The organism is uncultured Sneathiella sp. (assembly GCF_963976355.1).
Lineage (GTDB): Bacteria > Pseudomonadota > Alphaproteobacteria > Sneathiellales > Sneathiellaceae > Sneathiella.
In genome coordinates this window covers 1-25,132 of the sequence record NZ_CAXBKA010000005.1, presented here as the reverse complement: position 1 = coordinate 25,132, position 25,132 = coordinate 1, and the positions used below count along the sequence as shown (strand labels likewise).

Sequence of the window (25,132 nt, the reverse complement as noted above, 5' to 3'; positions counted from 1 at the left end):
TGGTATTTACGGAAACGCGAAAACAAAGGCGGCCCCAGTAAAACCGGAGCCGCCTTGTTTTGTTAGCCTGACGCCTTAAGCTGCCGCGCGGGTTGCCGCCTGCACTTTCTTCAACTGACGACGCGCTGCATGGCGACCATGCGCTTTCATGTTCATTTTGCGGGCGGCGCGTTGCTGATTGGAACGGCTGTTCTTCGTCAGGCCGGTTCCGCTACCGCCACCACCTTTTTTACGGCTTTTGCCGCCTTGGTTGCGGCCATTCCGTGCTGATCTCGCTGTCATGTGACTAGCTCCACTCGCTTGTAACAAAAATTCGAAGCGCCTTACATAATGGTTCAAAGGCAAAAGGTACAGAAAAACTTTACGTCAAAGCGCATTTTTTCAAAGGCGATCAGGAAAAGACGCTCTGTAACTTCATGGCAATGCCCATGTTACCGGCAATCTTCAATTTTCCCATCATAAAGGCCGTCGTCGGATCGAGCTCCCCTTTTGCAAGCGACTCGAAATTTTCTTTCGTGATTGTAATCGTGCAATCGGCTTCCTTGTCTTCGTTGGAAATTTCGTTAGGGATTTTTTCTGCATCCAGAAAAATGACACCATCGTCGCCAAAATCAAATTTCAGCGTTGCGTCCAGCCCGCAGTCCTCGCCAACGCGATCTCGCATGCCATCGGTAATTTCTTCCAGCGTCGCCATCTTTCTTTTCCTTTCGGGATTGAACTACAACCGTCTCTGTCTCTAAAATACGGCTCTGTTTCTGACTACATTTTAAACTTGACGTTAACGTAAAGGTCAAGCCCTAATCTGTCAAATGCTGATCCGGCGTCCGTTCATAAAACCCGGACTTTTTGGAACCGCGATAAAAATAACAAAAGGCGTGGGAGTAATTAATGAACTACCGATCCGTTTTCCGTCCCGGACTGTTTGATGGCCAGACAATCGTTGTCACCGGCGGCGGTAGTGGCATAGGCAGATGCACAGCCCATGAACTGATATCCTTGGGTGCACGCGTTGCCCTGGTCGGCAGATCTTCAGAAAAGCTGGAGGCCGTTCAACGCGAAATTCAAACGGAAGGCGGCACAGCGACTATTCATCCATGTGACATTCGCGATGAGGAAATGGTCAGGCAAACCGTCGCTGATATTATCACCCAGCAGGGCGCCATTCACGGTCTCGTCAATAATGCCGGCGGGCAGTTTCCGGCCTTGCTCGAAGATATCTCGATGAAAGGCTGGGAGGCGGTTATCAGAACGAATCTGACCGGCGGCTTTCTCTTCGCCCGTGAATGTTATGTGCAATGGATGAAGGCGAACGGAGGGGCCATCGTCAATATGATCGCCGATATGTGGAACTCAATGCCCGGAATGGGGCATTCCGGGGCCGCGCGCAAGGGCATGTTGAGCTTTACCGAAACGGCGGCACTGGAATGGGCGCCTTCCGGCGTCAGGGTCAATGCAATTGCCCCCGGCCTCATCATTTCGTCGGGTATGAACACCTATGATGACGCCTGGCAAAGACGCGTGAAGGCACGGATTGCCTCGCACCCCGTCAAGCGGCTCGGGACGGAATCTGAAATTTCTGCCGGTATTGTTTTTCTCTTATCCGAAGCGGCGGCTTTCATGACCGGCAGCTGTCTTCGCATGGATGGCGGCGCGCCGAATATCCGTATGAACTGGGAAATCGCCGATCACACCAAGAACAAGCCATTTAACGGATTTCACCTGACGGAGATACCCGATTTTCTAAGGGAGGAGAGCGAATGATTTACGGTCCGGAACATCAGGAGCTGATCCGCTCCCTTGGTAAATTCATCGATCAGGAAATAAATCCGCATGTGGATGAATGGGAAGCCGCGGGCGCGTTTCCCGCGCATGAGCTGTTCAAGAAAATGGGAGACCAGGGATTTCTCGGCATCTGCAAACCTGAGAAATTTGGCGGGATGGGCCTCGACTATTCCTTCAGCCTGGCGGTATCGGAGACGCTGGGCCGGATTCATTGCGGCGCAGTGCCCATGGCCATTGGCGTTCAGACCGACATGGCGACTCCTGCGCTTGCCCGGTTCGGCTCGGACTATGTGCGGGAGAATTTCCTGCGGCCGGCAATTGCCGGTGACTATGTTGCCTGTATCGGCGTGTCCGAGCCCGGCGCCGGTTCCGATGTTGCCGCCATCAAAAGCAATGCCCGCAAGGACGGTGATGACTATGTCATCAATGGCCAGAAAATGTGGATTACAAACGGGGCCCAGGCTGACTTCATGGTGATGCTGGTCAACACCGGTGACGGTGCCATGCATGAAAGCAAGTCCCTGATTGCGGTTCCCATGGATAGCCCCGGTATTTCCCTCGCCCGGAAACTCGATAAACTCGGGATGCGCGCTTCCGACACCGCGCAGCTTTTCTTTGAAGATGTCCGTGTCCCGCAACGAAATCTTATCGGCGAAGAAGGAAAAGGCTTCACCTATCAGATGCTGCAATTTCAGGAGGAACGGCTTTGGGCGGCCGGTGCCGGATTGAAGCCGCTGGAAAAAGCAATCTCCGATGTGATCGACTATACGCGCGAGCGGCATGCCTTCGGCAAGCCCTTGATTGACAATCAGTATATTCATTTCCGTCTGGCGGAACTCCTGACGGAGGTGGAGCAGCTTCGTTCCCTCACCTATCGGGCTGTCGAAGAATATGTGGCCGGTGAGGATGTGACGATGCTTGCCTCCATGGCAAAACTGAAAGTCGGGCGGCTGACCCGCGAAATTGCCGACGCTTGTCTTCAGTTTTACGGCGGGATGGGCTTCATGAATGAAACCCCCATCACGCGGCTTTACCGCGATGGCCGCCTCACCTCCATCGGTGGCGGGGCGGATGAGGTCATGCTTGGGATCATCTGCAAATATATGGATATCCTGCCGAAACAACGGCGCGGCTAGTGCGTCCCACGGCGGATGACGTTAAAAGGCCCGCCCCTTCGATCATCTGACGAAAGGACGGGCCGGTTTAGTTCAGGGATGTTGTATTCCGGCTCGATAGTCAGCCTTTCTTCATGCCACCTTTCTTGGGCCGCAGGTTCGACAGCTCGTCTGCGGACAGAACGCCATCACCATTACTGTCGGCAGCTTCAAATCGCTTGGCCGAGGCTGCCTCGAATTCATCACTGGAAACCATTCCGTTGCCATCGGCATCCAGTAACTCCAGAAGACGCGCGCTATGGCGTTCTTTTCGGTTTTCATGCATCTTGTGGCGAAACGCCTTAGCTTCTTCCATGCTCATCGAACCGTTACCATCCGTATCAAGCTTGTCGAAGAATACTTTCTTGCGAACGGTCATTTCCTCGATACTGATTGTGCCGTTGCCATCCTCGTCCAGCTTGCTGAAACGCTCGGTCGATTTCGCCGTCATTTCCTCAAAAGTCAGTTCGCCGTCACCATTCGTGTCCAGACGCTCGAACATGCCGCCTTTATGATGAGCTTTTCCATCGCCATCCGTCGCTGCAATTGCAAGAACAGGAACAGTCAGGGCGGCAATCAGGGATCCAACGATAATTTTACGCTTCATGTGATAAGTCTCCTCCATTTTAGTGACTTATCCATTCAACGATGCGGCGCCGACCGTTCCGTCGCAAAAATCTGAAAAAAGTATTTCATGCAAATCGACAAAATATATTGAACATTGTTCATTTTTATGCACATCGTTTCTTCAAAGGAAGCATCATGGCGACAACAGACAAGCAGAAGACACGCGGAGACCGTCTCAGGGCCTTCAAGCGCCAGCATATACTGGGCGCGGCGAAGCGCCTGTTTGATGCCCGCGGGATGGAGGGTCTCAATATGCGGGATATTGCCGAGGAAGCGGGATATTCGCTTGGCGCCGCCTATGCCTATTTCCGCACGAAGGAGGAAATCCAGTATGAGTTACTCTCCGTCATCCTTGGCGATCTGACCCGACAATTACGGAACACCGGTGCCTCCGGCCATTCAAAAAAACTGGCGCAAAGCCCGTTCCTGCTCTTCATCGAGTATTTTCAGGATCATCCGGAGGAAAGGCAGCTCATGCTGCTTGTCCTGTCCGGCCTTGGCAATGAATCCACGCAAATCCCCTCCCAGGCGAGCGCAACACTGAATAGCAGACTGCTTGCACTGATGGGCCTGCTCGCCAACGGCTTGCACCAGTCCGGTGAGACTTCAGCAACAGCGGCGCAGGAAGAAACGATTGACTTTGTCGCCTTCCTGCTGGGGCTGCTTATGCTGGAAAACGGGGGCCGGCTTGCGCTTTTGAACCAGCAACCGCAAGAAATGGTCGACCGATACGGGAAACGGATGCTATTAAGAAATACGAAACAAGAATAACAACAATGATCGTGCAGACAGGAGCTCCCCTTTCATGAGTGGTTATGCTGAGACCTATCGCGGGCAGGTACTCGCGAGCGAATGCAATTTTCTCGGCCATATGAATATCCAGTTTTACGCCGCCCGGGTCAGCCATGCGATCTGGAGCATGAGCTATATGATCGGCATTCCGGCCAAAGATATAAAAGGCGGGAAAAAGGCGCTTGTCTCCGTCCGTCAGGAAATCGACTTCCTGGGCGAACTGATGGCGGGCGATATTCTCCATATGGAAACAGGCATCCTGAAAACGACCAACAAGACCCTGACACTGCATAACAAACTCATCAACAGCGCGACAGGTGAAACCGTCATGACCAATGAAATGACGGCCGCCTATATGGATGTTTCCTTGCGCAAGGCCGTTCCCCTGACATCGGAGATGCGCGCGAATATCGAAAACTTCATGATTTCACAGGAGGCCGCGACATGAGCAAACTGATCGCCTGTTATCGCGGCAATGTAAATGCCTGGGAATGTGATCAGATGAGACATATGAACGTTCAGTTTTATATGTCCCGCGGCACCGAGGCATTTGGCCATTTTCAGAATGCGCTTGGCCTTAGTCCCGTTCGTATCCGGGAAGAAAAGAAAGGTCTGCGTTTCAAGTCCGTGCGTATCCAGTTCAAGGCGGAAGTCCATGCCGGTTCCGCGCTGCACGGCCTGTGCGGTGTACGCGAGGTCGTCGGCGATACCCTTCACGGGTTTATTCATCTCTATGACACGGCCTTCGACAGACTGTCTGCCGTGCTCGAATTCACAGCTGCCTATACCGATTTTATTAGCGATGAAGCGCTTCCCCTGCCGGCTGACCTCCGGGATGCGGCCGAAGCTTTGAGTGACGAGCATCCGGAAATTTACCGGCCTGCACCCTTTTCAGGCTCCCTGATGCCGAGCACGGTCGTTGATCATATGTTTGAAAGCAGTCGCGCCTCCGTCAATGTCTGGGAATGCGATCAGTTTAATCATATAGAGATGCGCCATGTCGTCGGCTATTTTTCCGACGCCGCCACTCATATCATCGGTGCGGTCGGCCTCACGCGCGAGGAAATCAAGCGGCGCAATCTTGGCTCAGCGGCCCTTGATTATTACACGGAATTTCATGCCCCGATGAAGATGTCGGCGCCGATTGTCCTCAAAAGCGGCCTCATATCGGCAGAACGAAAGATATTCCGCTTCGGCCACAACCTTGTCGATCTGAATTCAGGTAACATTGCGGTGACGACAACGGTTGTCGGCTGTTACTTTGACATGAGTTTACGGAAATCCGTTGCCCTGCCTGAAGAGTTCACTAACTACCCGAAAGAAAAATGGCTTTCAGCCCAGTTCTAGCTTGCGGTATCAGGCCAAACGGGGGCTAAACAACAGCTTGATGTAGGACCGGAGCAACATCACCTGCGCCGCGAGTTTTTCCGGCTCCTTCAAGGCCTTTGACATAATGATGCCGCCTTCAACGATTGTGGAAATCAGGTCGGCCACTTCCTCCAGGTTGACGTCATCATTCGGCGGATACATCTCGCTGATTTCCTCCAGCATTGCGACAAATCTCTCACGCCAGGCAAGAGCGCCATTGCGGGTCAACTCGTGAATGTCGCGGTCAAACAATCGTTCCTGATAGCAAATTGTCGCAACGAGGCAGCCCGGATGCCCTTCCGGCAAGTCCGCCATCATTTCCGCCATCAGTTTCAGACCGATCAACAGGGCATGCAACGGGTCTTCATTCAGTTCCCGGGCACGGGTGAACAGATCATTGAGAAGCACCTCATCATGCTCAAGATAGCGAATAACCAGCGCCCGGGCGAGTTCCGTCTTATCTCTGAAATGATAGAAGAACCCGCTCTTGGTAATTTCTGCTTCTGTGATCAGTTCCTCGATTGAAGTCGCACCGAAGCCTTTCGCCAGAATTGCCGATTCAGCGATTGTCAGCAACCGTTCTCTTGTTTCCGCGCCTTTTTTCATCACATACCCGCGTTTTCGGTACCGGAGGTACTGTACCCCCGGTACAGTACGGTGGGGAAGATGATAATTCTAGCACTATTCGAGGTCGATTGAAATACTTCAACCTGTTGAAATAGAAACGATATTTTTTGACAACACCTGCTGTACCACGAGGACACTAGTCTCTAAAGACCTCAAAACATATTTTCCCGTCATCCAAACAGATGGGAGAATAACTATGACACACGCTAAATACAGAGACCACCTCCCGCAAATTGCGGGCAATATATTCCTGACCGATGGCGGTCTGGAGACAACCCTATTGTTTCTGGAAGGGTTTGACCTGCCATACTTCGCCGCCTTCAACCTGATGCGTACCGTTAAAGGAAAGCAGGCGATCGAAGACTACCTTCTGAAATATATCGGTATTGCCAAGGAAAACGGCACAGGGATCGTCCTTGATACACCGACATGGCGCGCGAGCCAGGATTGGGGCCACCTTCTCGGCTACAGTCCGGAAGCCCTCGATGCAGTAAACCGGGGATCCGTTGAACTGCTGCAGGACATCCGTGCCGCCCATGAGACAGAGGCGACGAACTGCGTCATCAATGGCGTCATCGGTCCGCGCGGTGACGGCTATAATCCGGCACATATCATGTCCGCGGAGGAGGCTGCGGCCTACCACCGTGCTCAAATCACCTCATTCGTTGAGGCAGGCGCAGACATGATCACTGCCGTTACCATCAACTATATCAACGAAGCTATTGGTATCGCGCAGGTAGGAGCGGAACTCGGCATCCCGACTGTCATCTCCTTTACTGTCGAAACGGATGGCAAGCTTCCGACCGGTGAAACGCTGGAAGAGGCGATCCGCAAGACAGATGACTCAAGCGGCAACAGCCCCGCCTACTACATGATCAATTGCGCCCATACAACGCATTTCGGGGATGTTTTGAGATCGGGCGGAAGCTGGCGCAGTCGCATTGGCGGTCTGAGGGCCAACGCCTCGGCTCTCAGCCATGCTGAACTCGACGAAGCAGAAGAGCTTGACGATGGCAATCCGGCCGAGTTTGGCGAACATCACGCCGATCTCGCTCAGTATCTGCCGAACCTCTCGGTCGTTGGCGGATGCTGCGGCACAGATCATCGGCATGTCGCAGCAGCGCATCGGCATTTTCACTGACGAGCAAAATAGCACCGGGCGCCTCTCATCAGGGCGCCCGGAACCGAACAGGTATAGAACGATGCATTTCAGATATGACTGGGCACAACCAAATGTTTCACATGAAACACTGATAAACCCGCCTTATGTGCCAGCAAATCACAGCGGACGCCCCAGCTGCAAACGCTCTGCGCGGTATTCTCATTTATGGGCGAGCATCGTCCCGCTTATAATTCTCTGGCGATAAGCTCCTTCATGATCTCGTTCGTGCCGCCATATATGCGCTGAACGCGCGCATCGGCATAAGAACGGGCAACCCGATATTCCCACATAAAGCCATATCCGCCGTGAAGCTGCAGGCATTCGTCAATCACTTTGTTCTCCAGATCGGAGGTCCAGTATTTCGCCATGGCAGCGGTGGCAACATCCAGCTTGCCTTTCAGCAATTCCTCAATGCATTTGTCGACAAACACTCGGGCAATCTGCACCTGGGTCTTCTGCTCCGCGAGCTTAAAGCGGGAATTCTGGAACTGAATGATATTCTGACCAAAAGCACTACGCTCTTTCGTATACTCGATCGTCTCTTCCAGGACCGCCTCCATGGTCGCGGTCGCGCCAATGGCGATCTGCAGCCGCTCCCAGGCGAGTTCCTGCATCAGGCAGAAGAAACCTTTGCCCTCACCGCCTAGCATATTGCTCGCGGGCACGCGCACATCGTCGAAGAACAGCTCAGCCGTATCCTGTGCCTTCAAGCCCAGCTTGTCGAGATTGCGCCCTTTATCAAAGCCCGGGGTCCCTGCCTCAACGAGGAAAAGTGTCGTCCCTTTGGCGCCCGCGGACGGATCCGTCTTTGTCACGACAATGACAAGGTCGCTCATATAACCGTTGGTGATGAAGGTCTTTGACCCATTGATGATATAATCATCGCCGTCCTTGACCGCGCGTGTCTTGACGCCCTGAAGATCCGAGCCCGCGCCCGGCTCCGTCATGGCGATGGCACCGATCATCTCGCCGCGCGCCATTTTGGGAAGATACTTCTTTTTCTGCTCTTCGGTTCCGTAGTGCAGTATATAAGGGCCGACGATTTCCGAATGCAGGCCGAATCCCGGCCCGGTCGTTCCGGCGCGGGCCTGCTCCTCCATCATGATAATGCTATAGAGCTTGTCTGCGCCGAGCCCGCCATACTCCTCCGGTATCGGCATACACAGAAGTCCTTGCTTGCCGGCCTCCAGCCAAGCGTCACGGCTGACCTGACCATCCTTTTCCCACTGGCTGTGATGGGGAATGATATGTTCTTCATAGAAACGGCGGACCGTCTCCCGAAAGATATTATGCTCTTCGTCAAAAATAGATCGTTCAATCATTTCGCCACCCTTGTTTCTTATGATTTGTGCGATTCCCATGAAATTGACAATTTGTCAATTTTGCATGAGTTTAGTCCTTTATGGAGCTTTTCTCCACAAAAAAAGGCGAGCAAAAAAGCCCGCCTTTCATCTTACTCGTGCATTTTCTAGAACGCCTCTGCGTCGAGTGCCATCATGGTTTTCGACCCCGCGCTCATCTTCACAAGGAGGGAGGAAACATCCGGGATCATCCGCTCAAAAAAGAACCGCGCCGTCACCAGCTTGGTCTTGTAGAAGTCGGGATCGTCCGTTCCTTCCGCCAGCTTCGCCTTTGCGATCTTCGCCATCTGCGCCCACATGAAACCAAGCGCGACAAGGCCGAACATCCGAAGATATTCCGTCGAAGCCGCCCCGGCCTCATCCGGGTTTTTCATCCCCTTTTCGCCGAGAAGCGCCGTACCCTGCTGCAGTTTTGCGAAAGCTTTTGCGAGCGGCAGAATGAATTCCTTCTGCTCCGGATCCATCATATTTTCCTGAATGAAGGCATCCACCGGATGGAAGAACTGGCGAAGATTCCGGCCCATATTCTGCGGCAGCTTCCGGCCGACGAGGTCGAGGGCCTGAATGCCATTCGCACCTTCATAGATCTGGGTAATGCGGGCATCGCGAACAAACTGCTCCATACCCCATTCATGGATATAGCCATGGCCGCCATAGCACTGCATGGCGGTCGCGGCGAGCTCGAATCCCATATCGGTGAAATAGGCCTTGATTACCGGTGTGAGGAGAGAGAGTGCCTCATCCGCGGCACGGCGACCGTCTTCTTCGGGATGTTTTTCCACCATGTCAACCTGGAGCCCCGCCCAAAGACCGAGAGCGCGTGCTCCCTCCGTGAAGGCGCGGATCATCAGCAGATTCCGGCGGATATCCGGATGCACGATGATGGGATCAGCGGGTTTGTCCGGCGCCTTGACGCCAGAAATAGACCGGCCCTGCAGCCTGTCTTTTGCGTAGATCACCGCATTCTGATAGGCGACTTCCGCCTGGCTCAACCCCTGAATACCGACGCCAAGACGTGCGGCATTCATCATGGTGAACATGGCGCGCATGCCCTTATGCGCATCGCCCAGTAGCCAGCCAGTCGCATCCTCATAATTCATGACGCAGGTGGAGTTACCGTGAATGCCCATCTTATGCTCAATCGAGCCGCAGGCAACGCCGTTACGTGTCGCCGGGTTACCCTCAGCGTCCAGCAGGAACTTCGGCACGATAAAGAGGGAGACGCCCTTGATCCCCTCCGGTCCACCCGGAATTTTCGCGAGCACCAGATGGACGATATTATCCGCCATGTCATGCTCACCGGCGGAGATAAATATCTTTGTGCCGGTGATTTTATAGCTGCCGTCGTCCTGCGGCACCGCCTTGGTACGCATAAGACCAAGGTCCGTGCCGCAATGCGGTTCGGTCAGGTTCATGGTGCCGGTCCAGTCGCCGGTAACCATTTTCGGAAGCCAAGTCTGCTTCTGCTCATCCGTGCCATGTTTGTGAATGGCCGCATAGGCACCGTGCGTGAGACCCGGATACATGCCGAACGCCATGTTCGCCGCGCTCATCATCTCCGCGAAGGCAATCCCGACGACATGGGGGAGGCCTTGCCCCCCATATTCCGGATCGGCGTCGAGGCCCATCCATCCGGCGCTGCGATACTCATCATAGGCTTCCTTGAAGCCGGTCGGGGTTGTGACTTCCCCGTCCTTCCAGGTGCAGCCTTCCTTGTCACCGACCTGATTGAGTGGCTGGATTACCTCGCTCATTAGCTTGCCGCCCTCTTCGAGGATCGCATCAATCATATCCGGCGTTGCATCCTCGAACCCCGGCATATTGGTCATCTTGTCGAGACCCAGAAGGTCGTTGAGAACAAATTTGAAGTCTTTTACCGGTGCGTTATAAACAGGCATCTCGAAACTCCCTTCTAATTCCTGAGCGGTTTGCCGGTGGTGAGCATATGCTCGATCCGGTCAAGTGTTTTGTGGTTATGGATGAGGGTCATGAACCCTTCCCGTTCTAGTTCTAGCAGTTTCTTTTCCGTGACCGGCTGGGTGATATCCGTATCCCCGCCTGTGAGGACACGAGCAACCTGCTCGCTGACCACGCCGTCATAGGCCGTGGCCTTGCCCATGGTCACAAAACCGGAGACTGCCATATCGAAGGCCGCCGCCGCCGTTGCACCGGGAAGGTTGACTTCCACCGGTTCAGGTGCGGCATAACCCTCAACCATTTCAAGGGCGCGCTTCTTCGCATCGGCAAGAACGCGCCGACGGTTCATGGTCACCCGGTCACCTTCGCGCAGGATCATCATATCTCGTGCTTCCGCCGCGCTGGTCGCAACCTTGGCGGTGGAAATGGCCTCGAACACGCCGGAAAGGGCGGGCATCGCACCGCCCGGGCGCTTCTTGTTCATCATTGCCCGGAGGACCAACTCCTTGCAGCCGCCGAAGCCGGGGATAACGCCGACACCGACCTCCACAAGCCCCATATAGCTCTCCGCATGGGCCTGAACCGCACCGGCAGCAAGAACAATCTCGCAGCCTCCACCGAGGGCCATACCGGCCGGTGCCGCCACCACGGGGAAGGGCGCATATTTTAGCTTCATCAGCGCGTTCTGACCTTCAGAGATCGAATTTTCGATTACCGGCCACATCGCCGCATTGGCGGCAAAAAGCGCAAGACCAACGTTGGCGCCGACGGAGAAATTATCCGAGTCGTTGCCGATAACCAGCGCCTTGAAGCCTTTCCTGTCGATCTTGCCCGCTTCCTGAAGCATGGCGACCACATCCTGATCGATGGAATTCATCTTTGTGTGGAGTTCAAGGCAGGCAACGCCATCACCCAGATCCCAGATACTGGCGCCCTTGTTTGACGCGACTGGCTCATTCCCGCGCTTGATATCGGCGAGCATCCAGGCGCCTTCGGCCATGGGAACGACCGCATACTCGCCGTCAACGGTCATAAAGTAAGCATCCTTGCCCTCTTCCTTGTAGAGCGGGCGATCGCCAACTTTTCTGAGGAATTCCGGTACCGGCAATCCTTCGGCTTCCAGCCGGTCGATGAAGTACTGATTGCCAAGCTGATCAAGCTGTTCAAACGGACCATATTTCCAGGCATAGCCGGTCTTCATCGCCGTATCGATCGCTATGATGTCATCGGCAATTTCGCCCACCAGCGATGCGGCATAGGAAATCGTCTTCGAAAGGATCGCCCAGGCATATTGCCCGCCCTTGTCGTCATACTCGACAAGAGCCCGCAGGCCCTTCTTCGCCGCCTTGACGGAGCCAAGTTGCGGCTTCTGCGCCTTGGCATATTCACCGGTCTTAAGGTTTCGGGCTTCCTTAACGCGTTTGCCACCCTCCTTGTTGATGCGATAAAAGCCACCCTTGCTCTTACGGCCGGTGTAGCCTTCTTCAATCATCTTCGCGGTCATCGCCACCAGTGGATGGTTTTCATCATACTCCTGCGAGAAAACATCGCTCGATGGCAGTTCCTCGAGCATGGAAGCAATCACCTTCGGTCCCAAATCGATACCGGTCAGGTCGCCGAGGCCGAAAATCCCGGTAGAGGGAATCCCCATGGGCTTGCCGCAGACAGCATCGGCCTCCTCAACCGTGAGGCCAAGATCATAGGCGGAACGTGTCGCGACAGAGGACCAGTAAATCCCGATCCGGTTGCCGACAAAACCCGGCGTATCGTAACAATCGACAACTTCCTTGCCGAGCGAGATATCCGCGAAGATGCGCAACTCTTCCAGCGCCTCTTTTCGCGTATGGTTGCCGCCCACCAGCTCAAACAGTCGCATATAGCGCGGCGGGTTGAAGAAATGGGTGATGGCGAAATCCTTTTGCAGGCTTTCCGGCATCCCCTCCATCAGCGTTTTGAGCGGAATGGTGGAGGTGTTGGACGTAACAACCGAGCCTTCTTTCCGCACACCATCAAGACGCTTGTAAAGATCCTGCTTGAGGCCCGTATTCTCGATAATCGCCTCGCAGATCCAGTCGCAATCGGCAACAAGATCGAGGTTGTCTTCAAGATTTCCAGTCGTGACCAGCCGTGCATTCTTTTTATGCATAAAGGGCGCAGGCTTGGCTTTCAGCATGGTCGCAACCGCACCTTCGGCCAGCATATTCCGGTTCTTGGCATCCTTCGGGACGATGTCCAGCAACACGACCGGAACGCCCGCATTGGCAACATGGGCGGCAATCGCCGCGCCCATGACACCGGCGCCGATAACGGCAACTTTTTCAATAGCCATGATTAGCAGGCCTCCAGAACCGTCGCGATGCCCTGACCACCGCCGATACATTGCGTTGCCAGACCCAGCGCCTTACCTTCACGCTGCAGCAGGCTGGCCACCTTGCCGGTGATCCGGGCGCCGGTTGCCCCCATCGGATGACCAAGCGCAATGGCGCCGCCGTCTAGGTTGGTCTTCTTGAAGTCCATACCGGATTCTTTCAGAACCGCAAGAGCCTGAGCGGCAAAGGCCTCATTCAGCTCAATGATATCAATGTCATCAAGGGTGACACCCGCACGTTCCAGCGCTTTCTTGGTGGCGGGAACGGGCCCGATACCCATGAGTTCCGGCGCGCAACCGGCAACGGCAATCGACTTGATCCGTGCAATTTTCTTGAGCCCATTGGCATCCGCATATTCTTCCGAGCAGACCAGCGTTGCCGACGCTCCGTCCGTCAGCGGAGAAGAGGTCGCCGCCGTCACGGTTCCGTTCTCATCAAACGCCGGTTTCAATCCCGCAAGGGTTTCCATCGTTGTTTCGGGACGAATGCATCCATCCTGCTCGACGCGGGTATTGCCATCGACAATCGGAATAATCTCGTCATTGAATTTACCTGCCTCGCGCGCAGCTGCGGCACGGGCATGGCTTTCAACGGCCATTTCCTCCTGCTCCTGACGGGAGATATTATATTTCTTAGCGAGATTTTCCGCTGTGATCCCCATGGAGACATAAGCCTCCGGATAGGATTTATAGAGACCGGGATGCGGCGCTGGATTGAAACCGCCCATGGGTACGCGAGTCATGCTCTCGATGCCGCCACAGATAAAGACCTCACCTGCGCCCATCTGGATGGCTCCTGCCGCCATATGAATTGACTGCATGGAAGAACCGCAAAAGCGGTTGACTGTTGCCGCCGCCGCTGTTTGGGGAAGTCCCGCGAGGAAGCTGACGATACGGGCGACGTTCAGGCCCTGTTCAGCCTCCGGGAATGCACAGCCAATGATCACATCTTCTATGTCTTCCTTATTAACACCCGTCTTTTCAAGAAGGCCCCTAACGACCTGACCCGTCAGTTCATCGGGGCGGATTTTGATCATTTCCCCTTTGTTTGCGAGTGTGAAGGGGGAGCGTGCATAACCGGCAATTACGACGTTCTTCATTGTCTCGATATCCTTTCAGATTAATGCAACTTGACCGGCCCGTTTCCGGTCATTTTTTGTTACTCAGTATATAGCGTCAGAATTTGACGATTGAGAGTCTGCCAAACATACGAACTGATGATTTTACGCGATGGTCTTCTTGCAGCCGTCAGCGGCACTGTCGCTTGATGCCAGATGCTCCCGGAGCTGGGCGATCCCATCTTCGAGCTCGCTAATGGCTTCGTTGATGTCTGTACGCTGCGCGATCAGCTTTTCGAGCTGTTCTTCGCATTTTTGCAGCGTGAAGGTCAGCTGGCCCGTCGGCTCGCCTTTTGGCGAGTACATATCCAGCATTTTCTTGATATCCTGAAGGCTGAAGCCGAGGCGGCGTCCGCGGAGGATTATCTTCAGGCGTCCGCGGTCTTTCCTCGAATATATGCGGGTTGTGCCTTCCCTCTCAGGATTTACAAGGCCCTTATCCTCATAAAAGCGGATCGTCCGGGAGGTTACGCCGAATTCCTCGGCAAGTTCCGTGATAGAGAACTGGACCCGATCGTCCTTGTCGATTTTCGTGTTGGCGTTCATCTGTTTCCCAATCATTATCCCTGCTGTGAATATAGTTGACGTTTACGTAAACGTCAACCCTTGAGAGGGGCGACCTCAAATCTGGGTGGGAAGGAGGATTTTCTGCTATATCTAATACATAAGAATAGTGGGAGGCACAATAAATGGCGGACAAGATTGCAACATATGAAGAGTTTTGGCCCTATTATTTACGGGAACATTCGGAACCTGCCGGACGTCAGCTGCATTATCTGGGAACCACACTCGCCCTCGCCAGCCTGATAGCCGCAATCATATTTCAACAACCATGGCTGATCCTGCTTGCTCTGGTATCCGGATACGGCCCCGCATGGATCGCTCATTTTTTTATTGAGAAGAACCGGCCCGCGACCTTCACCTATCCATTCTGGTCCCTCTATAGTGATTTTAGAATGTATTTTTACTGGCTGTGCGGCAAGCTCCCTGAGGAACTGAAAAAAGCCGGCATTTAGTTCGAAAGAACCGCACATCCCCGTATGTCCACTATGTTATTAGCAGCAACCTTATAACTGTCGTAAAATGCTATTAATGAGAGTATAGAAAATATATTAATCAAGCATTTGAAGATCACGAGCAAATGCCTTAAAATATGGCTGGAAAATTATTAAAAATGCCCGGAACTTTTCCGCCCTTCCCCTTCCATTCCCCCGCCTTTTCATGTATAGCCTGAGCAATCGGTGTCACTCCCCGTTCGAATTACATAAATATAGAAGGCCAAAGCTGTCGAATGACTGTTTATCTGCCCATTGCCGAAATTTCAGTCAATCTGTTTTTGATTTTGGGCATGGGCGGTTTGGTGGGTTTTTTGTCAGGTATGTTTGGCGTCGGTGGAGGTTTCTTAATGACCCCACTATTGATATTTGTCGGCATCCCTCCCGCTGTTTCCGTTGCTTCTGTGGCCAATCAGATTACAGCGACCAGCGTTTCAGGTGTTCTTGCCCATTGGAGACGCGGAAATGTCGATTTTAAGATGGGTACGATCATGCTTGTCGGCGGCATTGTCGGAACGCTGATCGGCACCTGGATATTTACATTGCTTACGTCGATCGGCCAGGTCGACCTGATGATTTCTTTGTCTTACGTGATCTTTCTCGGAACAATTGGAGCGTTGATGTTTGCTGAAAGCGCGAAGGCGATGATCAATACCCGAAAAGGAAACGTTCGGCGGAAAAAGCTGCATCAGCACTACTGGATCCACGGCCTGCCGTTTAAAATGCGGTTCCGCAAATCCAAACTCTATATCAGCGCACTTATGCCGCTCGGTCTTGGGGCTCTTGTTGGCATTCTCTCGAGCATCATGGGCGTTGGGGGCGGATTTGTGGTGGTTCCCGCCATGATTTATCTTCTAGGGATGCCGACGTCCGTTGTGATCGGCACGTCATTGTTCCAGATTATTTTTGTCACCATGAATGTGACGCTGCTTCATTCCATCACCACGCAGACGGTCGACATCATGCTCGCCCTCCTGCTTATGAGTAGCTCGGTTGTTGGCGCCCAAATCGGCACTAGAATGGTAACCAAACTCCGCGGTGAGCAGCTTCGTATACTGTTGGCCCTGATTGTCCTAATTGTGTGCCTCAAACTGGCGTTCGATTTGGTGATTACGCCCGATGATTTATATTCCCTCGGCTACGGAGGGAAATAGGAAGCGATGACGCTTGCCCTTCGCAACCTGGCCCTTTCCATTACAGCAATCTGTAGCGCCTGTTTAATGGCAAATGAGCCAGCCCGGGCGCAGTCTTCGCTTGTGACCGACATTTCATCGCACTTGATTTCCGTCACCTCTGATTTCACCGGCACGGAACTGCTTCTCTTCGGCGCCATCAAATATGATGATGACGATATCGGGCAAGGTCAGGGGGATGTTCTGGTCGTTGTGCGGGGTCCGGAAAAAAATATCATCGTGCGACGGAAGGACAGAGTGGCCGGGATATGGATTAATACAGATGCAGTCGAGTTTTCACGCGTCCCCAGCTTTTATGCCCTCGCAAGCAATCGGCCCGTTGAGGAAATTGCACCGCCGGACGTGCTCAGCCGCTTGCGCCTGGGTCCATCCCGATTGCGGTTCCGTGCGAATGAGCCAGCGAATGTCAGCCTTCCTTTTGAGGAAGCCATCGTCCGTCAGAAATCTCGTGAAGACCTTTATTCAGATCAAACGGCAGCCGTCTATTTTCTCGGCGATACATTATTTAGAACAACAATAGCAATTCCTGCCAATGTTCCCGTTGGTGATTACATCGCGGAATTCTATCTTTTTAAGGATGGTGAGCTGATGAGCGCGCAATCCTCTCCCCTCTTTATCAAGAAATCGGGGCTTGGCCGGACAATATTCGATTTTGCCTATGACTATCCCGCGCTATACGGTATTGCCGCGATCATTGTCGCGCTATTTGCTGGTTGGCTGGCGTCGGCGGTTTTCCGAAAAGACTAACCGCGCACGATAAAAGAGCGTTTAATTTTTACGCTAGGTGGTCTACCATCAGGAAAACGGGCGTTCGCCTTTTCTTTTCCGGCAAAATAATAAGAACGGAGCGGGGTATTTGACCCAGGCCAGAAAAACAGAGTTTGTCCCGGTTGCATTAGGCGTGCTTGTCCTGTGCTTTATTATGGGAATGGTTGGAAAGTTCGCATTCGAGAATTTTCCGAACCTTGTGTCTCCTTTCAGTGACGAGTTTAACTGGCCGCGAGGTACTATTGCATCGATCTATTCGGCGGGCGGGGTGATAACCGGCCTGACAGGTCCCATCGTTGGTATTCTTTTTGACCGCCTGGGACCCCGAAATGTTTATGGGCTTGGAATTGTCTCTGCCGGTATTGGTCTGGTTCTGGCAAGTTTCGCCACCAACATCTGGCATTTTTACTTCAGCATCAGCCTGCTCATTGGCTTTTCCGCCTCCTGTTGCGGGAATGTAACGAATGCAGCCCTCGCCAGCCGCTGGTTCAGGGCGCAAATCCCCCTGGCACTCGCCATTATCTACTCCTCAATGGGGGCTGGAACATTGCTCGGCCTCTCTCTTTCGCAGATATTCATAGAAAGTTATGGCTGGCGGCAGGCGGAACTTTTACTGGGCTTTTGCGTCTTTGGCGTTCTGGTTTTAATTGTCTTCCTGCCGTGGCGGTTCATCTCTGCGGGCAGCAAGGAACTCTCCCGCCCCAAGGCCAGCAAGGATATGGAGGCGCCCGAAATTGACTGGACCGTCTCCAAAGCAGTACGCACTGCTTCTTTCTGGGGTCTGGGGTCAGTCTTCTTTTTCACAGGGAACGGAATGTTCGCTGTGGTAATACAGGCCGTCACGTATCTGATTGAGATAGGATTCACCCCGATCGAGGCCTCGGTTAATTTCGGTCTGACAGGCCTCCTGATACCTGTCGGGATGTTGGGAGCCGGATATCTCGCTCTCAAGATCGGCCTCTTCAAGACGGCCATGCTTAGCTACGTCATTACCATATCGGCTGTCATTTTCATCTGGTTGCTGGATCGCTCAGATCACATCCTGCCTTTGTACGGTTTCATTATCTGCTTCGGGCTTTCCATGGGATCCCGCGGACCGATGATCGGCTCTATTGCATCGCGGCTTTTTGGTGGCCGCAGTTTCGGCGCCATTTACGGCAGCATCTCGGTCGGGGGCGGTCTCGGCATGGCGAGCGGATCGTTCTTCTCCGGCCTACTTTATGACCTGACCGGAAGCTATGACGTGATTTTCTCTTATTCAATTATTTGCCTTCTTCTAGGATCAAGCCCATTTTTCCTTGTACGAGGGATACGATCACAAACATAATGGGGACGGAAGGTAAGGAACAAGAACATGCCCGCCGAATATAGCGATCTTTCAATTGATGACTTCGCAAGCGCCATCCCGGATGGCGCCAAGCTTGCCATTCCAGCGGATTATGCAGGCGTCTCTATGGCGGCGACACGGGCGTTAATACGCCGCAAGGCAAAGAACCTGCATCTGGTCGGCGTCCCTACAAGTGGTTTGCAGGCCGAGCTTCTGATTGGGGCCAGATGTGTTGCTACCCTGGAAAGCTCCGCGCTGACATTGGGAGAATATGGCCCTGCCCCGCGCTTTACCAAAGCCGTACGGGAGGGAACTATCCGCCTGATTGACGCGACATGTCCCGCGATTCACGCCGGGCTACAGGCATCACAAAAAGGTATCCCTTTCATGCCGCTCCGCGGAATATTGGGAAGCGATGTGCTGAAACATCATCCGGGCTGGAAAGTCATCCAGAACCCGTTCTCCGAGAGCGAAGACCCGATCGTCGCCATACCGGCCATACAGCCCGACATCGCGCTTTTTCATGCACCACTTGCCGATCGGGATGGAAATGTCTGGCTTGGCCGGAAACGTGAACTCGTGAATATGTCCCATGCCTCAAAAGCCGCCTTCGTTACAGTAGATGAAATACGCGAAACAAGCCTTTTCGAAACTGAGGAAATGGCCGCAGGTGTCCTGCCCGCGCTTTATGTCGGGAAGATTTGCTATGCGCCAAACGGAAGCTGGCCCCTCCCTTTCTGGAACGGCGCGAAGGTAGACGATGCGCATATAGACGAATATATGAAAATGGCCGCAAGTGATGCCGGATTTAAAGAATATCTGGAGCGTTATATCTTTGGTGAAAGTGTGATGGCATGACCGTCGCGGATGAAAAAAAGGCGTTGATATGCCTGATCGCCGGTCTCCTGCGCGATTGCAACCATGTGGCCGTCGGTGCGGCCTCTCCTATCCCGGGCGCCGCGGCGCTTCTCGCTAAAGCTGCCTGGGGATCGCCGCGTCATGTCAATATTCTGGGATCTGTCGCAAATAACTTTTTCACGGGCGGCGGTGGCGAGCTGTTCGATTGTGCCGCGCAAGGACGGATTGATGCCTTTTTCCTGGGCGGCGGACAAATTGATGGGGAAGCAAACATCAATCTGATGGGCCGCGGGCCCTATCCGACGTCCACTCCGAGATGGCCCGGAACCTTCGGTTCCGCCTATCTTTATTTCCTGATCCCGAAGGTCATTCTCTTCCGTGAGGAACACACACGGCGTACATTGGTTGAGAAGGTGGACTTTATCAGTGCGCCCGGCGTCTCCGACGAGAAAACATACCGCAAAGGCGGCCCCTATGGCCTGATCACCAGTAAGGCCTTTTTCAGGTTCAACCAGGAGAAAAGAAGGTTTTCGCTGCAATCGATCCATTCCGGCAGTTCATTGGAAGACATCCTTGATAACACCGGATTCGCATTTGATTATGAGGAGGCAACGCCCGTAACGCCACCGCCGGATCCGCAGCTGTTAAAACGGCTGGAAATGGATGTCAGCCGGACCGTTGCTGAAGTTTATCCGAATTTCTCCGCGTCCATATTTCCAGTGACTTCGAAGCCGGAACCCGTAAAATAGCTAATCAAAAACGTAACAAGAAATAATCAGGGACAACCATGTCAAGCAAAGGCGCCCTTTCGGGCTTGAAAGTAATCGATCTATCCCGTGTCCTGGGCGGTCCCTTCTGCACGCAGATGCTGGGCGATCATGGGGCAGATGTCATCAAGATCGAACCGCCGCAAGGTGACGAGACAAGGGGTTGGGGCCCGCCTTACAACGAAGACGGGCTGGCCGCCTATTTTTCCGGAACGAACCGGAACAAACGCTCCATCGCGCTCGATATCCGGTCAGAGGAAGGAAAGAAAATCCTGCTCAAGCTGCTGGAAGATGCGGATGTTCTGATCGAAAATTTCAAGACGGGCAGCCTTGAAAAATGGGGCCTCGGGTATGAAGAGGTTCTGTCAAAGAAGTTTCCACGCCTGATCCATTGCCGTGTGACGGGCTTCGGGGCAGACGGACCCTTTGGCGGGTATCCCGGCTATGACGCCGTTATTCAGGCCTGGGCGGGGCTTATCAGCGTTAATGGATCGCCGGAATCAGGCCAGGTTCGCATCGGCATACCGCTGGTCGATCTCGGCACCGGCATGAATGCCACCATCGGTATCCTGATGGCAGTGAACGAGCGGCATGTCTCCGGGAAAGGACAGTCGGTTGAGGCTTCTCTCTACGATACCGGCATCCAGCTTCAGCATCCGCATGCGCCCAATTACCTTATGTCCGGCAATGCCCCAAAGCTGACGGGAAATTCCCATCCCAACATCGCGCCCTATGATCTTTATCCGACGCGGACAACACCGGTATTTCTCGGGGTTGGTAATCATGGTCAGTTCACGAAGCTCTGTGCCGCTCTCGGCGAACCGGAACTTGCCAATGATCCGCGCTTCGCGGACAATTCCCTTAGAGTAGCCAACCGCCTGGATTTGAATGAGGCGCTTTTAAAGCTCTTTGCCGATACAGATGGTGTCGAGGTTGCAACGAGGCTTCTGGCTGCCGGTGTGCCCGCAGGCGCCGCCATGTCCGTGCCGGAGGCTCTCAACCATCCGCATACCCGTCACCGCAACATGGTGGTCGAGATGGACGGATACTCAGGAACCGGCGTTGCCGTAAAACTGAGTCGCACACCGGGATCCGCAAAAACCGCCCCGCCGGCCTTTGGTGCACAGGGACGCCAGATCCTCAAGGAACATGGCTTTGACGATGGCGAGATCGAGAGCTTTATCCGCGATAAGGTCATGTGGGAGCAACCGAAATAGCGGCGTCATAATCCCTAGATTCAAAATCAGGACTTGAAGTCACCCACTGTCCTTCTGATAGTATGTTCATAGAAACTGCGGCCGACCCTGCCGCCTCAATAAAAAGAGGAACGAATATAATGGTCAAATTCGGTGTAAATCAGTCGGTTGAACGCAAGGAAGATTTTCGTCTCATTACCGGATCAGGCGAGTACACGGACGATATCACGCTGGAAGGCCAGCTGTACGGATATATGCTGCGCTCCCCCGTGGCCCATGCAAAGATTTTGTCGATTGACGTTGATGATGCCCGCGCGGCCCCCGGAGTGGTCGATATTATCCTTGGCACCGAACTGGAAGCGGACAAGGCGAACCAGCTTCCCTGCATGATCCCGCTCAAGAACCGGGACGGCAGTGACCGCCCTGATCCCGGGCATCCTGTTCTCGCGACCGATAAGGTCCGATATGCGGGAGACAATATTGCCTATATCGTTGCCGAGAGCCTCGCAGAAGCCAAGAATGCATCAGAGCTGATCATGTTCGATTTCGAAGAGCTGGATGTCGTTGTTGATACGAAAACCGCAAATGAAGACGGACAGCCGCTGGTTCATGACGGCGTTGCGAATAACGTGGCATTCGATTGGGCGCAGGGAGACGAGAAGAATATCAACGATGTCATGAGCAATGCAGCCCATGTTACCGAAATCGACTTGATCAACAATCGGGTTGTCGTGAATTCGATGGAACCGCGCGGTCTGATCGCGGATTGGGACGCCGCGGACGAGAAAATGACGATCCGTATGGGCACACAGGGCGGCTGGGTCCTCCGCTCCCTGCTCGCCAATTCCATACTGCACGTGCCCGAGGAAAAAATTCGTGTGATTACCCCGGATGTCGGCGGAGCCTTCGGAATGAAGCTCTTCTTTTATTCTGAATGTGCCGCGACAGTCTGGGCATCACGCAAGCTTAGGCGTCCGATTAAATGGATGGGCGAGAGAAGCGACGCGTTCCTCTCCGATACGCAAGGGCGCGATCATGTGACCCACGCCAAACTTGCGTTTGATGCCGACCATAAAATTACCGGCATGATGGTGGAAACAAACGCCAATCTGGGCGCCTATTTCTCGACATTCGGGCCGATGATTCCGACCATGGCCGCCGTAAAGGTCATGCCGGGCGTTTATGACATCCCCGATTTCTACTACCATTGCACAGGTGTTTTCACCAACACAGTGCCGGTTGATGCCTACCGCGGCGCCGGACGGCCGGAAGCAATCTATATTATCGAACGGCTGATGGACAAGGCCGCACGGGAATTCGGCATCGGACAGGATGAAATCCGCCGCAAGAATTTTATCCCCGTGGCCGCCATCCCCTATAAGACAGCAACCGGCTGCGTCTATGACAGCGGCGAGTTCGAGCGGGTCATGAACCGCGCGCTTGAAACCTCCGGCTGGGCCGATTTTTCAGCCCGTAAGGCAAAATCGGCAGAGAACGGCAAGCGCCGCGGGATCGGCATGTGCTACTTTATCGAGGCGACAGCAGGCAATCCGACCGAGAATGCCACCATCCGTTTCGTCGAAGACAATCGGGTCACGCTCGCCGTCGGCACCCAATCGACGGGACAGGGACATTCCACAGCTTATGCCCAGATCGTGGCCGAGCGGCTTGGCGTTCCGTTTGAGAATGTCGATGTAATTCAGGGGGATACGGACAAGATCAAGACTGGCGGTGGCACGGGCGGTTCCCGTTCCCTGACGACACAGGGACCGGCCATTCATGCCGCAAGCGACGAAGTAATTAATAAAGGCAAGGAACTTGCCGGTCATTTTCTGGAGACGGCAGCAGTGGACATCGAATTTTCCGCCGAGCATGGAGAATTTGCGATTGCCGGGACAGACCGCAAAATTGGGATACTGGAACTCGCCCACCGCGCGCGCGGCCTTGGCCAGCTGCCAGAAAACCTCGCAGAGGGCCTCGATTCCGAAGCCAGCTTCACCGTAGAGGCCTTTACCTATCCCAACGGCTGCCATATTGCCGAAGTCGAGGTTGACGAACTGACCGGCGAAACCGATGTCGTCCGCTATGTCATCGTCGATGACTTCGGAACTATCGTAAACCCGGCGCTGGTCCGCAACCAGGTGATCGGTGGCGTGGGCCAGGGCATTGGCCAGGCCCTCACGGAACATACAGTCTATAGTGATGACGGACAGCTTCTGACCGGTTCCTTCATGGACTATGGCATGCCGCGTGCCGATCATGTCCCGGTCGATCTCCTTTATGAAACAATCGAGGTTCCCTGCACCATGAACCCCATGGGCGTAAAAGGCTGCGGAGAGGCAGGCTGTATTGCCGCACCGCCGGCGATCATCAACGGGATCATCGATGCGCTTCAGGAAATCGGGGTCCGGCATATCGATATGCCGGCGACGCCGCAGAAGGTCTGGGATGCCATCCGGATGGCAAGCTAGAAACCCGAGAGTTTGACAAGAATCTTCATTGATGCGGATGCCTGCCCGGTAAAGGAAGAAGTTTATCGCGTTGCCGGGCGGCACCGGCTGATGACCTTCGTCGTCAGCAACAGCTGGATGCGTATTCCGCAGAGCCCTCTCATTGAGCAGATCGTTGTCGATGACGGCTTCGATGCGGCGGATAACTGGATTGCCGAAAATTTGGCTTGCGATGATGTGGTCATAACCTCGGATATTCCGCTGGCGGACAGAGCCCTCAAGAAATCCGCTGTTGTGCTTGGCCCTTCCGGCAAGGCCTTTACCGGGCAATCGATCGGCATGTCCCTCGCAATGCGCGATCTGAATGCCCATCTTCGGGAAACTGGCGACATTACTGGCGGCGCCCCGCCCTTCAGTAAAAAAGACCGCAGCCGGTTCCTGAATGTACTGGAAAACACGCTGCAAAAATTGCGGAAGTAAACGGTTTCTGCTCCCTACCCCCAAAACATATTTTCCACTTGTATATTCGCGCATTCTCGCTACTTAATTTGATTGCCGACGAGCCGTTCGTTGAGCGGGGCTACCGTCCCCCAGTCCGGTTGGAGATCATTCATAATGATGTTAGTTCGCACTTATGCGGCGCCCAGCGCCGTTGAAGGAGTTGGTGTATTCGCGGCGGAAAAAATCAGGAAAGGCACCCTGATCTGGCAGTATCAGCCCAGCTTCGACCGGCTTGTCCCGGCGGAAATGCTGTCAACAGCCTCTCCGGTAATTCAGGAGTTCCTTCGAAAATATGCCTATCCGGCCCATGACGAGCCGGGCATGCTGGTTATCGAGGTCGATAACGGCCGGCTGATGAACCATTCTGAGGAGCCGAACACGAATTTCACCAAGATTACGGAGGGGTATGCCACACGCGATATCTCGGAAGGCGAAGAACTGCTTTGCGATTATCGTGAGTTTGATCCGGAGTTTGAACTTCTCCCCTCCCTCGTCGCCGAATTCGCCGCCCGGAGCCTTAACAACGGGAATGCACACGGCGCCAATTAAACAACACATGCCGCAGCCGCCAAGATATATGCTTGGCGGCAACAGCTTTGAGCATCAAATTTTTTGGGGAAATGGCGCACCTAAGCGAAGAAAGTTCGAACGCTTTGTTCGAAATTCTTATGCAATGGAATCAGGTGCTTACAGCCCTCTTCAACCCTGCAAATGATCCCGATATGGGCATTTGCGGGGTGG

General features: G+C 53.9%; 25 protein-coding genes. 16 read left to right on the top strand and 9 right to left on the bottom strand.

Annotated elements, in window-relative coordinates:
- Positions 1–75: 75 nt before the first annotated feature.
- A complete protein-coding gene (locus AAC599_RS12350; protein ID WP_340150708.1) occupies positions 76–282 on the bottom strand; it encodes a hypothetical protein in 207 nt (68 codons plus the stop codon).
- Positions 283–391: 109 nt separating this feature from the next.
- The gene (locus AAC599_RS12345) at positions 392–694 is read right to left on the bottom strand and encodes an SCP2 sterol-binding domain-containing protein (RefSeq protein WP_340150707.1); all 303 of its coding nucleotides are present in this window, start codon (positions 692–694) and stop codon (positions 392–394) included.
- 194 nt (positions 695–888) lie between these two features.
- Between AAC599_RS12345 and AAC599_RS12340 the strand changes: the two genes are divergently transcribed.
- Together AAC599_RS12340 and AAC599_RS12335 are read left to right on the top strand one after the other, a co-directional pair.
- Complete coding sequence (locus AAC599_RS12340; RefSeq protein WP_340150706.1) at positions 889–1,761, top strand: SDR family oxidoreductase; 873 nt, start codon at positions 889–891, stop codon at positions 1,759–1,761.
- Entirely contained in the window at positions 1,758–2,918 is a 1,161-nt protein-coding gene (locus AAC599_RS12335; protein WP_340150705.1) for an acyl-CoA dehydrogenase family protein, read from the top strand. The genes AAC599_RS12340 and AAC599_RS12335 overlap by 4 nt, the downstream gene beginning before the upstream one ends.
- 100 nt (positions 2,919–3,018) lie before the next feature.
- On the opposite strand, the gene AAC599_RS12330 is transcribed toward AAC599_RS12335, so the two are convergent.
- Positions 3,019–3,543 (bottom strand): EF-hand domain-containing protein, encoded by a 525-nt coding sequence (locus AAC599_RS12330; protein WP_340150704.1) that lies wholly within the window; start codon positions 3,541–3,543, stop codon positions 3,019–3,021.
- Between the two features lie 155 nt (positions 3,544–3,698).
- On the opposite strand from AAC599_RS12330, the gene AAC599_RS12325 reads away from it, so the two are divergent.
- From AAC599_RS12325 to AAC599_RS12315, 3 genes are read left to right on the top strand one after another with little or no spacing between them, the layout of a single operon-like run.
- The gene (locus AAC599_RS12325; protein WP_340150703.1) at positions 3,699–4,334 is read left to right on the top strand and encodes a helix-turn-helix domain-containing protein; all 636 of its coding nucleotides are present in this window, start codon (positions 3,699–3,701) and stop codon (positions 4,332–4,334) included.
- Between the two features lie 34 nt (positions 4,335–4,368).
- Entirely contained in the window at positions 4,369–4,803 is a 435-nt protein-coding gene (locus AAC599_RS12320) for a thioesterase family protein (protein ID WP_340150702.1), read from the top strand.
- Positions 4,800–5,702, top strand: coding sequence for a thioesterase family protein (locus AAC599_RS12315; RefSeq protein WP_340150701.1), 903 nt, complete (start codon positions 4,800–4,802; stop codon positions 5,700–5,702). The genes AAC599_RS12320 and AAC599_RS12315 overlap by 4 nt, the downstream gene beginning before the upstream one ends.
- Positions 5,703–5,711: 9 nt before the next feature.
- Here the strand turns inward: AAC599_RS12315 and AAC599_RS12310 are convergent, their stop codons facing one another.
- A complete protein-coding gene (locus AAC599_RS12310; RefSeq protein ID WP_340150700.1) occupies positions 5,712–6,329 on the bottom strand; it encodes a TetR/AcrR family transcriptional regulator in 618 nt (205 codons plus the stop codon).
- Positions 6,330–6,546: 217 nt separating this feature from the next.
- Between AAC599_RS12310 and AAC599_RS12305 the strand changes: the two genes are divergently transcribed.
- Positions 6,547–7,491 carry a homocysteine S-methyltransferase family protein gene (locus AAC599_RS12305; protein ID WP_340150699.1) on the top strand — a complete coding sequence of 315 codons (945 nt, stop codon included), beginning with the start codon at positions 6,547–6,549 and terminating at the stop codon, positions 7,489–7,491.
- Between the two features lie 206 nt (positions 7,492–7,697).
- Here the strand turns inward: AAC599_RS12305 and AAC599_RS12300 are convergent, their stop codons facing one another.
- The 5 genes from AAC599_RS12300 to AAC599_RS12280 form a co-directional block, all read right to left on the bottom strand.
- Positions 7,698–8,834, bottom strand: a complete 1,137-nt coding sequence (locus AAC599_RS12300) for an acyl-CoA dehydrogenase family protein (RefSeq protein ID WP_340150698.1) — start codon at positions 8,832–8,834, stop codon at positions 7,698–7,700.
- A gap of 146 nt (positions 8,835–8,980) precedes the next feature.
- Positions 8,981–10,771: an acyl-CoA dehydrogenase C-terminal domain-containing protein gene (locus AAC599_RS12295; protein ID WP_340150697.1), complete on the bottom strand. Its 1,791-nt coding sequence runs from the start codon at positions 10,769–10,771 to the stop codon at positions 8,981–8,983.
- A gap of 14 nt (positions 10,772–10,785) precedes the next feature.
- Positions 10,786–13,119, bottom strand: a complete 2,334-nt coding sequence (locus tag AAC599_RS12290; RefSeq protein WP_340150696.1) for a 3-hydroxyacyl-CoA dehydrogenase/enoyl-CoA hydratase family protein — start codon at positions 13,117–13,119, stop codon at positions 10,786–10,788.
- Between the two features lie 2 nt (positions 13,120–13,121).
- Positions 13,122–14,258 (bottom strand): thiolase family protein, encoded by a 1,137-nt coding sequence (locus AAC599_RS12285; protein WP_340150695.1) that lies wholly within the window; start codon positions 14,256–14,258, stop codon positions 13,122–13,124.
- Positions 14,259–14,381: 123 nt separating this feature from the next.
- On the bottom strand, positions 14,382–14,837 hold the full coding sequence (locus AAC599_RS12280) for a MerR family DNA-binding transcriptional regulator (protein WP_340150694.1): 456 nt from the start codon (positions 14,835–14,837) through the stop codon (positions 14,382–14,384).
- 128 nt (positions 14,838–14,965) lie between these two features.
- Between AAC599_RS12280 and AAC599_RS12275 the strand changes: the two genes are divergently transcribed.
- The 10 genes from AAC599_RS12275 (at position 14,966) to AAC599_RS12230 (ending at position 24,940) form a co-directional block, all read left to right on the top strand.
- Positions 14,966–15,292, top strand: a complete 327-nt coding sequence (locus AAC599_RS12275; RefSeq protein ID WP_340150693.1) for a DUF962 domain-containing protein — start codon at positions 14,966–14,968, stop codon at positions 15,290–15,292.
- Between the two features lie 275 nt (positions 15,293–15,567).
- A complete protein-coding gene (locus tag AAC599_RS12270) occupies positions 15,568–16,485 on the top strand; it encodes a sulfite exporter TauE/SafE family protein (RefSeq protein ID WP_340150692.1) in 918 nt (305 codons plus the stop codon).
- A gap of 6 nt (positions 16,486–16,491) precedes the next feature.
- On the top strand, positions 16,492–17,271 hold the full coding sequence (locus tag AAC599_RS12265) for a TIGR02186 family protein (RefSeq protein ID WP_340150691.1): 780 nt from the start codon (positions 16,492–16,494) through the stop codon (positions 17,269–17,271).
- 109 nt (positions 17,272–17,380) lie between these two features.
- Positions 17,381–18,619 (top strand): MFS transporter, encoded by a 1,239-nt coding sequence (locus AAC599_RS12260; protein ID WP_340150690.1) that lies wholly within the window; start codon positions 17,381–17,383, stop codon positions 18,617–18,619.
- Positions 18,620–18,646: 27 nt separating this feature from the next.
- Entirely contained in the window at positions 18,647–19,477 is an 831-nt protein-coding gene (locus AAC599_RS12255; RefSeq protein ID WP_340150689.1) for a CoA transferase, read from the top strand.
- Positions 19,474–20,226 (top strand): CoA-transferase, encoded by a 753-nt coding sequence (locus AAC599_RS12250; RefSeq protein ID WP_340150688.1) that lies wholly within the window; start codon positions 19,474–19,476, stop codon positions 20,224–20,226. Before AAC599_RS12255 ends, AAC599_RS12250 begins: the two co-directional genes overlap by 4 nt.
- A gap of 38 nt (positions 20,227–20,264) precedes the next feature.
- Positions 20,265–21,461, top strand: coding sequence for a CaiB/BaiF CoA-transferase family protein (locus tag AAC599_RS12245; RefSeq protein ID WP_340150686.1), 1,197 nt, complete (start codon positions 20,265–20,267; stop codon positions 21,459–21,461).
- A 119-nt stretch (positions 21,462–21,580) separates the two neighbouring features.
- On the top strand, positions 21,581–23,911 hold the full coding sequence (locus AAC599_RS12240; RefSeq protein WP_340150685.1) for a xanthine dehydrogenase family protein molybdopterin-binding subunit: 2,331 nt from the start codon (positions 21,581–21,583) through the stop codon (positions 23,909–23,911).
- Between the two features lie 12 nt (positions 23,912–23,923).
- The gene (locus AAC599_RS12235) at positions 23,924–24,370 is read left to right on the top strand and encodes a YaiI/YqxD family protein (RefSeq protein ID WP_340150684.1); all 447 of its coding nucleotides are present in this window, start codon (positions 23,924–23,926) and stop codon (positions 24,368–24,370) included.
- A gap of 135 nt (positions 24,371–24,505) precedes the next feature.
- Positions 24,506–24,940 (top strand): SET domain-containing protein-lysine N-methyltransferase, encoded by a 435-nt coding sequence (locus AAC599_RS12230; RefSeq protein ID WP_340150683.1) that lies wholly within the window; start codon positions 24,506–24,508, stop codon positions 24,938–24,940.
- Positions 24,941–25,132 lie beyond the last annotated feature (192 nt).